Source organism: Vibrio sp. M260118 (assembly GCF_036533755.1).
Taxonomy (GTDB): domain Bacteria; phylum Pseudomonadota; class Gammaproteobacteria; order Enterobacterales; family Vibrionaceae; genus Vibrio.
In genome coordinates this window covers 1-13,462 of the sequence record NZ_JATABG010000073.1, presented here as the reverse complement: position 1 = coordinate 13,462, position 13,462 = coordinate 1, and the positions used below count along the sequence as shown (strand labels likewise).

The following is a 13,462-nucleotide window of genomic DNA, read 5'->3' as shown; positions in this document are numbered from 1 at the left end:
CATCCACCGAACCTGAAGCTGTTTGCGTAGTTGGTGGTTATTACCCAGCAGGACACGACTCTGGTGACGAAGTTGATTGGTTTTCAGCGCCACTTGTGCTTTGAGTTGCTTGTTTGACTCCGTCATCATGTGTGAACGCCAATAAACAATCATGGCAATAAGAAGTAACACACCAAGAAAATAGCCAACAAACGCAAGCTGACTCAGAAACCAAGGCTCTGTTATCACAAATTGATAGCTATTACTTTCGCCTTTGACTCTGCCATTCCGCACCGGACGCACTTCCAATTGGTATTCTCCGGGCATCAGGTGCTCAATCGTTAGCGTACTACCATCAAGAGACTGCCAGTCGTTGCTCTGATTGAGGCGATACTCAAGATCGATGTTATTGATGCTCGGCAAGACGCCAAACTGAAAAAACATCGACTGACCATAAGCAACTCGTGGTGTTTCGTTAACCGTTTTCGCCAACGAATAGAGATCTTGGTTGATCTTAACTTGGCTATATATCACGCGGGTATCGGGTAGGCGGCTTACGATGAGCTCTTGGGTGTCGGCTTTAACTAAACTACTTTCAGCACCAAGAAGAATCGTCTGTTCACTGTTGTTTAAATAGCTGCACACTCGAGGGAGAAACTCATTACTCACAACACCAAACGGCTCACCGTAGTGCTGTACTAATGCCCCTCTTCTAGCATAACGAGACAAACCCGCAGAAGAAGTTAGCCAAATACCGTATTGATTTTCAATCAAGCACTTAGGTGTTACATGGCTGTTAACCATTTCAATGGGTTCAACGTTGTTCTTATTCAGATCTAAGCGATACAGTCCATAACGGCTCGCAACCCAATACTCATCATCGTCGGCCTGTACTGCATCGATAACTTCACCGTAGGAAAAACTTTCACCTGCAAAGCTTATTTCTCGCCCCCTCAGTGTATAAACACCGTGCTCTGTCCCTAAAATCACATAGTTTTGAGAGGTTACCGACATATGGGTTAGCTGCGCAGGCAGATGTTTCTCAATCATCCATCCAGAACCATACTGGGTGAGGCTTTTGCTCTCTAGCTCATAGCTCCAAAGATACGTTTCACTTGCCCCCCATAAAATCCCTTTATGATTAAACTCGATGAAGCGAACGCTAGTGCTCTTGAGGAAACTCGGTAAGTCATCATTAATCGGCCTCCCTGTTTCCGCATCAATACAGACAATACCTTCGTCCGTCGCTAACCAGAGTACGCCGTTACGCTCTTCGACATCGTAAACGCTGCCAGTATAAAATGCTGTGCGATTGCCCGAATTGAGGACGTTCTGACGAAACACCCCTCTATTAGTTAAGAACCAGTAACCTTCACCAGTTTCCTGCGGGTAGATATCAACCAGTTTTTCACCACGACTAACAAGTGACATTGCTTCGTTGGAATAGCGAATAAATTTATGCGAATAAAGTGAGAAGTACCGAATACCTCGATCTGTCGCAACCCATAACCCACCAACTTGGTCATTTAGAAGTGCGTAGATTTTTTCTCCAGAAAGGCTGTTTCCCGCGCCAATACCCTGCTCAAACTTCTCGGTTGTACCAGTCAGAAAAGAGTGCACGTATAAGCCGTTCTCTGTACCTATCCAATACTCTTTACTGGTTTCGCTAATGCTCAGCTCTCGACATGATGCTTACCGGAGCTGACCACATGCTCAAATTCATCCTGTTGCGAAAGAAATACCCCAGCATTAGTGGCTAGTACCCATTTGGAGAACATGAAAATTGCATCATTAATTTCAATCTGAGTAGATTGATTGTATTGATAAAGCTCGGAAAGAGAGTAAGTTTTGATTTCCTCGCTATCGAGATTGTAAGTATAAAAATTCGTTTCATCCGATACCCAGATAAAACGTTTAGACGAACCAATATTTTGAATCTCACTGCCCGGCGTTAAACTAAAGGCTAGTTCTTTATCTTGACCAGGTACGCTGCGATAAATCTCATGATGAAAAAAAGACCAGAACGCGTTATCAACAAAAGCAATTTTAGATGCTTGGTGGTCGAGTGCTGAGCCTTGCTCTGGAAGAATATTCTGACCATCGAAGAACAAAACCTGATCACGAACATCTTGCAGCCAAAGACCTCCATCATCAGCCAAAAACAACTGTTTAGCCGCAAACACTTTGCCTTGTGCCAAGGTCGGCAAAGGATAAAACAGTTTCGGTGATGTATTGGTTGCAAAAGCAACGCCTGTATATAGGAGAAGCAGCAACACAGTTACAAGCTTGTTCAAGGTAATTTGATTCCTGGCAGCATAAAGTTGTCACGACATGGTGACATGTTCGAGCCTTAAAAGGCACTTTGTTATTTTGCGATAATAATTATCTAGAAAATGGAAGGAATCACAAGTAGGAAAGGGATTTAGTTGATGACTTTTTCGAATGGTTCACAGATAACGCCCCGCCAATGACTTTCTGGCCCTTGGCGGGGTGATCCATTACTCAGCTAAACAGGTGATAAAGCTATCAGCCAATGACTGTTTAAATTTAAAGTAACCACCAGATACAGCTTCGATGTCGGTACCTAATGGATCTAAAATACCGATTTTTGCATCACTGTCACGGGTCACGGATTGAACCACCGCAGGAGTATATTGAGGTTCTGAGAATACACAACGCGCTCCATTCTCAGCTAAGGTCTTACGAATTTTTATTAAAGTTTTCGCACCCGGCTTACGTTCAGGGCTAACGGTGAAGTGACCTAAATTATTTAGCGAAAAATCTTTTTCAAAGTAAGTGTAAGCATCATGAAAAACGAAATAACCCGCTTGAGAGACTGGCTTAAGTTGAGCGCGAATCGCTTCCTGTTGAGTCGTTAACTGATGTTCAAACTCTGCAAAGTTCTGTTCATACTTAGCTTTATTCTCTGCGTCTATCTCTACTAGCTTAGTTACAATTGCTCGTGCCACTTGCAGCGTTGTTTTATAACCTAGCCAAAAGTGAGGATCATGAGTACCATGGTCATGACCGTGATGATCATGATGGCCGCCATAGAACTCTCTCAGTTCTAGGCCTTTAATCTCACTAAGGGTAAGTACATTGTTCTGCTTTTCAAGCACTTTAGCTAAAAATGGCTCTAAATCGTGGCCGAACCATACCACTAAGTCAGCACTACGTAGACGCTTTACGTCGGACGGGCGCAGTGCGTAGTCGTGCGGTGAAGTGTTTGAGCCCAGTAGTACTTCAGGTTGCGAAATGTTTTTTGTCAGTTCTACAGTAATCAGTTGAATCGGTTTGATACTGGTTAACACCGTAGATGCATGGGAAAATGGAGCGCTGGCGAGCAAAATCGCACAAGCAATAATGATACGTTTCATAAGCTGATGAATACTAGCTGGTTAAAAGAGTTGATAGATGTTACATTATAACATTAGCCAATTGCAAATGAGTTCTATTCATGTCGACACTCGTCGAGCTCAATAGTATTTGCGTTCAGTTTGGTGAACGCAAAGTACTAGACAACATTTCTCTACGCCTGAATCGAGGCGAGATTACAACCTTAATCGGGCCTAACGGAGCAGGTAAATCTACTCTAGTCAAAGTCTTATTAGGATTATTAAAAGGCTACACTGGTAAAGTAACTAAGGCTAAAGGCTTAAAGATAGGTTATGTACCGCAGAAATTAAAACTTAATGATTCATTACCGTTAAATGTTGAACGTTTCCTCCGTTTAGCAGGTAAATACAGTAAGCAAGAGATGACCGATGCGCTAAAGTTAGTTGGGGCCGAGCATCTACTAAAAAGTAATATGCACTCGCTATCCGGTGGTGAGAACCAACGGGTACTATTAGCGCGAGCGCTGTTACAAAGGCCAGATCTGCTCGTGCTTGATGAACCAGCCCAAGGCGTCGACGTACAAGGACAAATCGACCTGTATGAGCTGATCGATACGATTCGTCACCGCTTTAACTGTGCAGTGTTTATGGTCTCGCATGATCTCCATCTAGTGATGGCAAAAACCGATGATGTGGTGTGTATTAACCACCATGTTTGTTGCTCTGGTGCGCCTGCCGATATTGCACAGCACCCAAGCTATATCGCGCTATTTGGTCATACTCAGCAGCAACCATTTGCTTTCTATCATCATAAGCACAACCATCATCACCATGACCTAGCTGGAGAGCCAGTCGAAGGTGACGCTGATGTTTGTTCACACCACTCTCACGGTCATCATCATGATTGAGTTTTTGCTCCCTTCCATTTTGGCAGGCCTAGGTATCGCACTTATCGCAGGCCCTCTGGGTTCTTTTGTTGTTTGGCGTCGCATGGCCTACTTTGGCGACACCCTCGCCCACGCATCTTTAATGGGCCTTGCGTTAGGCTTTTTGCTCGATATCAACCTCTACTTGGCCTTGACTGTTTGTTGTTTAGCGTTAGCAGTCATACTAGTGACTCTTCAGAAACAGCAACTGGTCGCGACTGATACCCTACTCGGTATCCTAGCCCACAGTGCGCTATCACTCGGGTTGGTTGCAGTCAGCTTCCTAGATAACGTACGTATCGACTTAATGAGTTACTTGTTCGGTGACTTGCTCGCCGTAACTCCAGAGGATCTCGTCTATATCTATATTGGTGTTGCTGTAGTTTCAGCGGTACTCATGCTGTTCTGGCGCTCGCTGCTTTCCACCACAGTTAATGAAGATTTAGCTGCGGTTGAGGGCCACAATGTTGACCTAATGCGCCTGCTACTGATGCTGATGGTTGGCCTAGTGATCGCGATTGGTATGAAGTTTGTCGGCGCGCTGATCATGACATCACTGCTGATCATCCCGGCTGCTACTGCTCGACGCTTTGCCAATGCCCCAGAGCAAATGGCTATACTCGCCTCTATTGTCGGTGCTATCGCCGTGCTACTTGGTTTGAGCCTATCATGGCACTACGACACTCCAGCAGGCCCTTCGGTAGTTATTAGCGCTACGGCGATGTTTATGATTAGCCAGCTATATCGGGTGAGAAGCTAGAGAGTTGAAACGATTTACAAGGGTTGCATTTACGTCAACCCTTTTGACAACTAATCCTAAAAGCGAAGAATTGGCGAGTCTGGGCGCTCGTCGACATCTACGACAAACATCACCTACCCGAGGTACTATAGATAGTTAATCGTCATATTTGCTTGAGAAAACAGCTTCCATTTGCCGTTATCTTGTTTAAAAACTTGTATGGCATCAATTTCATTATCTCTAAACTCAGCGCCATCCACTTTGGTGGTTCTAATAAGAACACGCGCGTAAGCGTAGTCTGCATCAGACCCCAGAAATTTATAATCCAATAACACGTATTTTAAATCGTATGCTGGAAACAGTTGCTCCATCATATGCTTACTAGGATAGTAGGACAGAGAATCTGGGTGCATCGTCGCAACCGTCGCCTCTACATCCTCGTTTTGCGTGTACTTCAAGTTCGCTTCGATAACTTCTAATACATCTTGCGCAGTATCGGCGAGAGCATGTGAAGAAAAGAACATCACAACCACTATTAACAGCTTTTTCATTGTTACATCCTTGAAGTTGTCTACTGCATTTCAAACTAATTCGCGTTTAGGGTAAGTAGTTATATTGATGCTTGTCAAACACTTACTAAGAATGGAGAGTCGGATATGGGAGTTGGATGCGAGAACGGACTTCGTCCTACGGAAAGCGAGAAAATGTTTACAGGGCTGACATATCCATCAACCCTTTTCAATTCAATGAATCAAACCATCATCCCCCAGAAGAAAGTACAACTGAGTTGGTCATCTTTCTACAACATACTAGAAAAGAATTCTTTGGTCGGATCCGGAAGTAAGTCTTGAGGTTTATCACCACCAAAAGTAGCTAAACCACTTTTCCCCTCAATAATCCCAGACTTAACGACAAGGCCGGATTTTACTTCTACAACCACCATTTTGACTTTAATTCTGTCCGCCTTAGCAGACCATTCAGTGGCGCGATCTTCCCAATGCAAAATCGTTGGGTACACTAAATAATCAAACTTACGTGAGCGAGCAAAATCTAGCGCGACAGCATAGTCTTGAGGCTTATTCGCGATTACTACGTTGTTTAACGTCGCAAACAACTCGCCCTTGATGGTTTGGCTAACCATGCTCCCTGAACCAGAATAATAGTGGCTTCCATACTGACCATCTTTTGACAACGCGATGTAGACAGCATGATTTGGGTTCAGGCGAACATTACTATCTGTTTTAGTTACATTTAGTTTATGAGAATCAGCACACCCAACTAGCATCATCAAAGCAGCACACATTAAGAGAACTCGTTTTTTCATTGTGTTTTTCCTAGTACTAACGTTCACAATGAATTCTAGCTGAAATATCGACTTTGGCGACTACTGCTGTAACCGAGTAGCTAGAAGCATTGTCTTTCCCAACAAAAAGCCGATGCATAGGCATCGGCTTTCTTTAAATCACTATAAGGTTAGCGCCTTAAGCGCCTTCGTTATGCAACTCTAAGTTCGCTAGGTCTTGCTGGATTTCACGTTGTACTTTCGCGTCGTCGCTGCGCAGTGACTCTAGAAAATCCAGATAGCTTTGGTCGATATCGCCTGTTACGTATTCACCGCTGAATACAGAGGTCTCGAAACGCTCTACTTCGCGATTGCCCATACCAACAGCATCAACTAAATCTTCGATAGTTTGGAAGATAAGCTCATCTGCGCCAATTTGCTTACAGATAGCGTCATTGTCACGGCCGTGAGCAATTAGCTCACTTGCACTTGGCATGTCGATGCCGTAAACATTCGGAAAGCGAATCTCTGGCGCTGCTGACACCATGAATACTTTCTTCGCACCTGAGTCTCGTGCCATCTCTATGATCTGCTCAGAAGTTGTACCACGAACGATTGAGTCATCAACCAGTAGTACGTTCTTGTCTTTGAACTCTGAACGGATTGCGTTTAGCTTGCGACGTACTGATTTCTTACGCTGCTGTTGGCCCGGCATAATGAAAGTACGGCCAACGTAGCGGTTCTTAACGAAACCTTGGCGGTATGGCTTATCAATCGCCTGAGCAATCTGTAGCGCGATATCACACGACGTTTCTGGGATTGGGATAACAACATCAATATCTAGATGTTCGTACTCGTCACGGATGCGGTCGCCAAGCTTTTTACCCATTTCAACGCGTGCGCTGTATACCGAGATCTTATCAATAAACGAATCTGGGCGAGCGAAGTATACAAACTCGAAGATACATGGGTTAAGTTTTGGATTATCGGCACACTGTTTAGTGTGAAGTTCACCGTCAAAAGTAGCGTAAATGGCTTCACCTGGTGCGACGTCACGCAGGAAGTCAAAGCCTACTGCATCGAGAGCTACCGATTCAGAAGCCACCATGTACTCGACTTTGCCTTCGATTTCACGCTTACCAAGGCATAGAGGGCGAATGCCATTAGGGTCGCGGAAAGCAACCATACCGTGACCGATGATCATTGCAGTCACTGCGTAGGCACCTTTAATGGTACGGTGAACGTTGGTTACTGCGCGGAAGACATCATCAGCAGTGACGTTACCTTTTACGGTGTCGATTTCGTGAGCTAGAACGTTAAGCAGAACTTCGGAGTCTGAAGTCGTGTTGACATGACGACGGTCTTTGGCAAATAGCTTTTCACGAACTTCCGCTGCGTTGGTTAGGTTACCATTGTGCGCAAGTGTGATACCAAATGGAGAGTTTACATAGAATGGCTGAGCCTCAGAAGCACTTGAACTACCAGCCGTTGGGTAACGAACGTGGCCGATACCAACGCTGCCTTGCAGTCTTTGCATGTGTTTTGCTTCAAACACATCTTTCACTAAACCGTTCGCTTTTCTCAGACGAAAACGATTGCTTTCTATGGTACAAATACCCGCGGCATCTTGGCCACGATGCTGCAATACCGTCAATGCGTCATAGATAGACTGGTTTACAGGCGTAGTGCCCACGATTCCAACAATACCACACATGTCCTAACCCTCGATTTTGACTATGACTGGCGCGTTATAGCGCGCCAGATAAGAAACTAGATGTTGCTTGTAAGTGTTCGAAGAAAGGGGCAATGACGCGGCTAAACTCCGGCACCAATTGAGACCCTCTCCACCACTGTGAATCTGGAAACGAAGTAAACGCATCCATAAAAAATAGTCCGGCAGATACAATCAAGACACCACGCAAAGCGCCAAAGACGATACCCAGTATTCTATCTGTGCCCGACAAGCCCGTTTTCTCAACCAATTGGGCAATCACATAGTTAATGAGAGCACCAACGATGAGTGTCGCGATAAACAACGCCGCAATAGCAGCACCGTTACGAACCATGTCGTCTTCGATATTGGTAAAGTAGACCGCTAACTTCGCGTAGTACTGACTCGCGATAAAAAAGGCTCCAAACCAAATCACCAATGACAACGCTTCTTTAGCGAAACCACGAACTAAACTGATCAAAGCCGACAGGCCGATCACACCTAAAATGACAATATCTAATGGATTCATTTGTGTACTTACATCTTAAGTTGGCGCGCATTTTAACAGAAAAAAAGCTGACGCAAACGTTTTCTTATGGGTTTAGTGGTTTAAATTTGAGCAGTTGACCTCTAGAACCGGTAATTTTTTCCAGTTCAATGATCTGACGCTCTAGTTTGCTCTTCGATACATCCGGGCCAATAATGACTCGGGTGAAAGCATTCTCTGGTTTGGTGTGCGCTTGGTAACCACGCTTTTGTAGATCCTTTACCAAGTTCTTCGCATTGTCGGCATTTTTAAGCGCCATCAACTGGATAATCCACGCGCTATCTTGATACTCGTTACGCTCTGGAACCTCTTTGATGACCACTGGTAGCGGCTTATTATCCGCGACCTCGTCTGCGCCATCAATCACGATTTCTACAGGGGTGTCAGGTAGGCTTTGGCTATCATCAACCGGTTCAAGTACTTCAAAGCTCTCAAGATCGCTATCAAGCTCTGGTTTAAGCGGAATGCTCGCGATCTCTTCCTTGTAATGACTCTTCTTGCCGTCTAGCACATCGGGTAAAACAATAATGCCTATCGCCACAAGAATAATGGTGCCTACGAGACGATTTTGAAATTTGCTTGCCATTTATTCACCTTTATTTTGCCAGTGCTCTAGGACTTCACCCACAGTGTGGAACGAACCAACCACCAGAATAACATCTTGCGGCTCGGCATTTGTCACTGCAGTTTCAAATGCTGCCACTGGGTTTGCATACTGCTGAGTGCCTGTAGGCAGGTACTGACACAATTCCTCTGCACTTGCCGCACGAGGGCCAGAGAGAGACGCTGGATACCATTTCGCCGCAATTGGGTTCAAAGCATTCAAAGTCGCTTGTACGTCTTTATCGTGCAGCATAGCGACCACAATATGAATGTTCTTGCCTTGGCACTCTCGCCCTACTCGTTCTACTAAGTACTCTGCGGAGTGCGGGTTGTGCGCCACATCGAGCAATATCGTTGGCTCTAAGCTTAGTACTTGCATACGACCCGGTAGTTTAGCCTTGTTTAGGCCATTAACGATATTAACGTCGCTAAGGTCTAGGTTGGCAGTCGCTAACGCCATCAGCGCCGTAGCTGCGTTTTGAAGCGGTAAGCCTGGTACGGGTAAGTCATCGAGCGTGTAGCAACCATGTGTCCACTGCCAAACCGACTCGCTTTGCAGCTTGTAGCTGTACTGAATATCAACAGCATAGAACTCAGCGCCAATATCATCAGCGTGCGCAGCAACGGTAGCTGGCGCTTTAGGCTGACCACAAATGGCTGGTTTACCACTGCGGTAGATGCCCGCTTTTTCAAAGCCAATGACGTTGATGTCATCACCTAACCAGTCAACATGATCAATGGCTAGGCTAGTGATCACTGAGATATCATGGTCAACCACGTTAGTCGCGTCTAAGCGTCCACCTAATCCAACTTCAAGCAGTACCACTTCCACCTTCTCGGTTTGAAATAAACGCAAAGCAGCTAGAGTGCCGTACTCGAAAAAGCTTAAGCTAATATCACCGCGCTGTTTTTCAATAAAGTCGAACGCTTGCACGTGCTTTTCGTCGCTGAGGTCTTCGCCATTGATACGCACACGTTCGTTGTAACGAATAAGGTGCGGAGAGCTGTAAACACCGACCGTGTAACCAGCGTCAAGCAGGATCGCTTCCATCAAAGCACAGGTTGAACCTTTGCCATTGGTACCAGCAACGGTAATAACAGTAGGAGCAGGTTTAGTGAGATTCGCTGCTTGAGCAACAGCTTGAACGCGATCTAGACCGAGATCGATCGCTGAGGTATGAACGTTGGTTAAATAATCAAGCCACACCTGTAGAGAGGATGTGGCTTGGGGAACTTGGTTTTGACTCATCTAACTATAACCAATTGATTGTGGTTGCTTGTTAGTGAGTTACTTTACCCTTTTTCGTCTGCTTCTGGTACAGAATAAGCAGGTTCATTTGGCGAATCGTTAACAGAAACCACCAAAGGTGATGGTTTGTTGTTCATCTTCGCCATTAGGCTACCGATACGTTGGCGCATTTCACGGCGATCAACGATCATATCAATCGCACCGTGCTCAAGTAGGAACTCACTGCGTTGGAAGCCTTCAGGAAGATCTTCACGTACCGTTTGTTCGATAACACGACGACCAGCAAAACCGATTAGGGCTTTTGGCTCGCCAATGTTGATGTCGCCAAGCATAGCTAAACTTGCTGATACGCCACCCATTGTTGGGTCAGTCATTACTGAAATAAAAGGTAGGCCTTTAGCAGACATACGCTCTAAAGCCGCACTGGTTTTTGCCATTTGCATTAGAGACATCAACGCCTCTTGCATGCGTGCGCCACCACTTGCTGAGAAACAAACCAAACCACAGTTTGCTTCCATCGCGGCTTCTGCTGCACGAACAAAACGCGCACCGACCACAGAGCCCATTGAACCACCCACAAATGAGAAGTCGAAGGCACAAGCTACGATAGGTTGACCAAGAAGCTCACCTTTCATTACGACAAGTGCGTCTTTTTCGCCACTGCTCTTCTGAGCTGCTGAAATACGATCTTTGTATTTCTTCGAGTCTCTGAATTTCAGTTTGTCTTGCGGCTCAAGCTCGTCGGCAATCTCTACACGGTTATCTTCGTCTAGGAAAGTTTCAAGGCGACGACGGGCACGCATACGCATGTGATGGTCACATTTCGGACATACTTCTAGGTTACGCTCTAGTTCAGCGTGGTAAAGCACTTGCTCACATGAAGTACATTTTGTCCAAACCCCTTCAGGGATAGACGCTTTACGTGAACTTACGATGTTGCTTTTTTCTAAAATCTTTTCAAGCCAACTCATGGAAGACCTTTTCTCTCTAATCCCACGCCAAAAGCGCGGGAAACAAATTCTGAATTTACGCGTGAGGATTAAAGCATATTAAATGCCAAGTGTAGACAAAAAACTGGTTGTACCTATTTCTTGAATACAGACCGCACACACTAAAGACCTGATTAGTTCGACAATTTACCACGGTTTAGTTCAAATTGTCTGGCAAAAATAGTGGTCCGATCGGCACTCTTGGCAATTGGAATTCTTCTGGGTAATCAACGTCTACCAAGTATAAGCCTTCAGCCTTAGCTGTCGCCCCTGCTTGCTTGCGATCTTTGATCTCCAGAAGCTGTTTAATCCATTCCGGTTTCTGCTCACCTCGACCGACACAGATAAGGCTACCGGTAATATTACGTACCATGTGGTGTACAAACGCATTCGCTTTAATATCAATCACTACATATTGGTTATGACGAGTGACATTAATGTGCATCATATTGCGCCACGGACTGCGTGACTGGCAGTGGGTTGCTCTGAACGAAGTAAAGTCATTCTCGCCTAGCAGATATTGCGCCGCTTGATGCATTTTCTGCTCATCAAGCTCACCGTGGTAGTGGCTAACCCCAGAAGACAAAATACCCGGACGAAGAGCACTGTTGAAGATGATGTAGCGATAGCGACGCGCCGTTGCTGAGAAACGTGCATGAAACTCTTCAGGCACCTCTTTCGCCCAACGTACAGCGATATCATCGGGTAGGTTAGCATTGGCACCCATGGTCCAAGCCACCATTTTGCGCGTTGCTGTGGTATCAAAATGGACAACCTGCCCCGTACCATGAACACCTGCATCGGTGCGGCCAGCACACTGAACTTCAATAGGATGGTTTGCAACGATGCTCAATGCGCGTTCTAACTTCTCTTGGACGCTTTTCACTTCTCGTTGGCGCTGCCAACCAAAATATTGAGTGCCATTGTATTCAATGCCTAAAGCAATTCTCATCTAGATGTTCTCGTTGGATTATTTGAACTAGGATCGATAGACCCAAATTTATGGGCGGCAAGTATATACCAAAAAATAAGGGGGCTAAACCGCCCCCTTACCCATCTATCAGCGCTTAACTGTTGTTAATAGCATCAATCAGGTTCTTAGCCTCGCGACGGATTTCATCGGTACCATCGACAATCGCCTCTTCAAGTAACTTAATGGCTCCTTGGGAGTCGTTCATCTCGACATAGATTTTCGCTAAATCTAACTTACCCGCAGCTTCCGCGTTGGCGTCAATATCTGTCGCATCACCGATATCGCCAATGACATCAGGGAAGTCATTCAAACCAACATCGAGTTTGAGCTCATCATCGATCTCTTGCTCTTCCTCCGATTCCACTTCAGCCATTAACTCATCAATGGTGCGGTAGCTATTCTCTTTCGGATTGAAATCTTCAAGGTCAGGTTGATCTTCCCAGTTTTCATCGAGAATCTGCGCCTGTTCAGGGACATTATCTTGCGACCAGATATCCGCTTGGTCATCAGGAATATCATCTGAAATGCTTGCCTGTTGCTCAGGTGAAAGGCTAAAGCCGTTCCAGTCTTCACCCATTTCAAGCATGGCACCAATATCCATACCTGCGCTATCTGTAGTAGTCGTATCTAGTGGCGCATCAAAAGAGAAGCTTGGTGTCTGTTCTTGCTCCTCTTCCGACAAAAGCTCATCGAAGGCCTTTTCATCGTAATCTTGGTGGGCTAAATCACTTTCTTCGACAGCAGGGCTCACGTTCTCCGAAGGGATTTCGCTTAGTTCAGGCAGCTCAACGGGTTCTAGTTCAAAGTCATCTTGCGCTGACTCATCACTGGTTGGCTCTACATCGCCTAGCGCGTCTTCCTCGTTGTACTCAGGTAGATCGAGTTCATCAAACTCAATTGGCTCTTCTGTCGCTTCTGCTAGTGCTTGTTCTACGTTTAGCTCTGGCAGTTCTGAGTCATCTAGCCCAGTCGATTCGTCGATTTCAGCAGTTGGCGCTTCAACTTCTAGCTCGGGCTCAGCGGCCATTTCAGCTAGTGCGTCTTCTTCACCAAATTCTGGTAGCTCCAAATCGTCGAGCTCAATCGGTTCATCAATCTCAGTAGTTGGCGCTTCAACTTCTAGCCCAGG

At 45.6% G+C, this 13,462-nt stretch carries 14 protein-coding genes; 2 read left to right on the top strand and 12 right to left on the bottom strand.

Annotation, left to right across the window (positions count from 1 at the left end):
• The 3 genes from QTO00_RS06835 to QTO00_RS06825 all read right to left on the bottom strand — a co-directional run.
• Window positions 1–1,599: two-component regulator propeller domain-containing protein (locus QTO00_RS06835; protein WP_331423856.1), on the bottom strand; the 1,599-nt coding region annotated here is incomplete at its 3' end.
• Window positions 1,600–1,652: 53 nt separating this feature from the next.
• On the bottom strand, window positions 1,653–2,273 hold the full coding sequence (locus QTO00_RS06830) for a hypothetical protein (RefSeq protein ID WP_331423855.1): 621 nt from the start codon (window positions 2,271–2,273) through the stop codon (window positions 1,653–1,655).
• 204 nt (window positions 2,274–2,477) lie between these two features.
• Window positions 2,478–3,356 (bottom strand): zinc ABC transporter substrate-binding protein, encoded by an 879-nt coding sequence (locus tag QTO00_RS06825; protein ID WP_331423854.1) that lies wholly within the window; start codon window positions 3,354–3,356, stop codon window positions 2,478–2,480.
• Between the two features lie 80 nt (window positions 3,357–3,436).
• Here QTO00_RS06825 and znuC point away from each other — a divergent pair, with 80 nt between their 5' ends.
• Window positions 3,437–4,222, top strand: coding sequence for a zinc ABC transporter ATP-binding protein ZnuC (znuC, locus tag QTO00_RS06820; RefSeq protein WP_331423852.1), 786 nt, complete (start codon window positions 3,437–3,439; stop codon window positions 4,220–4,222).
• Complete coding sequence (gene znuB, locus QTO00_RS06815) at window positions 4,215–5,000, top strand: zinc ABC transporter permease subunit ZnuB (RefSeq protein WP_331423857.1); 786 nt, start codon at window positions 4,215–4,217, stop codon at window positions 4,998–5,000. The genes znuC and znuB overlap by 8 nt, the downstream gene beginning before the upstream one ends.
• A 125-nt stretch (window positions 5,001–5,125) precedes the next feature.
• Here znuB and QTO00_RS06810 read toward each other — a convergent pair whose 3' ends face one another.
• From QTO00_RS06810 to QTO00_RS06770, 9 genes are all read right to left on the bottom strand, one after another.
• Window positions 5,126–5,530, bottom strand: coding sequence for a nuclear transport factor 2 family protein (locus QTO00_RS06810; protein WP_331423850.1), 405 nt, complete (start codon window positions 5,528–5,530; stop codon window positions 5,126–5,128).
• A 248-nt stretch (window positions 5,531–5,778) separates the two neighbouring features.
• The gene (locus QTO00_RS06805) at window positions 5,779–6,303 is read right to left on the bottom strand and encodes a DUF4823 domain-containing protein (protein WP_331423848.1); all 525 of its coding nucleotides are present in this window, start codon (window positions 6,301–6,303) and stop codon (window positions 5,779–5,781) included.
• A 157-nt stretch (window positions 6,304–6,460) separates the two neighbouring features.
• Window positions 6,461–7,975, bottom strand: coding sequence for an amidophosphoribosyltransferase (purF, locus tag QTO00_RS06800; RefSeq protein WP_331423847.1), 1,515 nt, complete (start codon window positions 7,973–7,975; stop codon window positions 6,461–6,463).
• Between the two features lie 34 nt (window positions 7,976–8,009).
• Window positions 8,010–8,501: a CvpA family protein gene (locus tag QTO00_RS06795; RefSeq protein WP_331423845.1), complete on the bottom strand. Its 492-nt coding sequence runs from the start codon at window positions 8,499–8,501 to the stop codon at window positions 8,010–8,012.
• A gap of 64 nt (window positions 8,502–8,565) precedes the next feature.
• Entirely contained in the window at window positions 8,566–9,105 is a 540-nt protein-coding gene (locus tag QTO00_RS06790; RefSeq protein ID WP_331423844.1) for an SPOR domain-containing protein, read from the bottom strand.
• Entirely contained in the window at window positions 9,106–10,371 is a 1,266-nt protein-coding gene (folC, locus tag QTO00_RS06785) for a bifunctional tetrahydrofolate synthase/dihydrofolate synthase (protein WP_331423843.1), read from the bottom strand.
• 44 nt (window positions 10,372–10,415) lie between these two features.
• The gene (gene accD / locus QTO00_RS06780) at window positions 10,416–11,342 is read right to left on the bottom strand and encodes an acetyl-CoA carboxylase, carboxyltransferase subunit beta (RefSeq protein WP_331423842.1); all 927 of its coding nucleotides are present in this window, start codon (window positions 11,340–11,342) and stop codon (window positions 10,416–10,418) included.
• A 175-nt stretch (window positions 11,343–11,517) separates the two neighbouring features.
• Window positions 11,518–12,312: a tRNA pseudouridine(38-40) synthase TruA gene (truA, locus tag QTO00_RS06775; protein WP_331423840.1), complete on the bottom strand. Its 795-nt coding sequence runs from the start codon at window positions 12,310–12,312 to the stop codon at window positions 11,518–11,520.
• A gap of 115 nt (window positions 12,313–12,427) precedes the next feature.
• A partial coding sequence (locus QTO00_RS06770; protein ID WP_331423838.1) for a FimV/HubP family polar landmark protein occupies window positions 12,428–13,462 on the bottom strand: 1,035 nt, incomplete at its 5' end.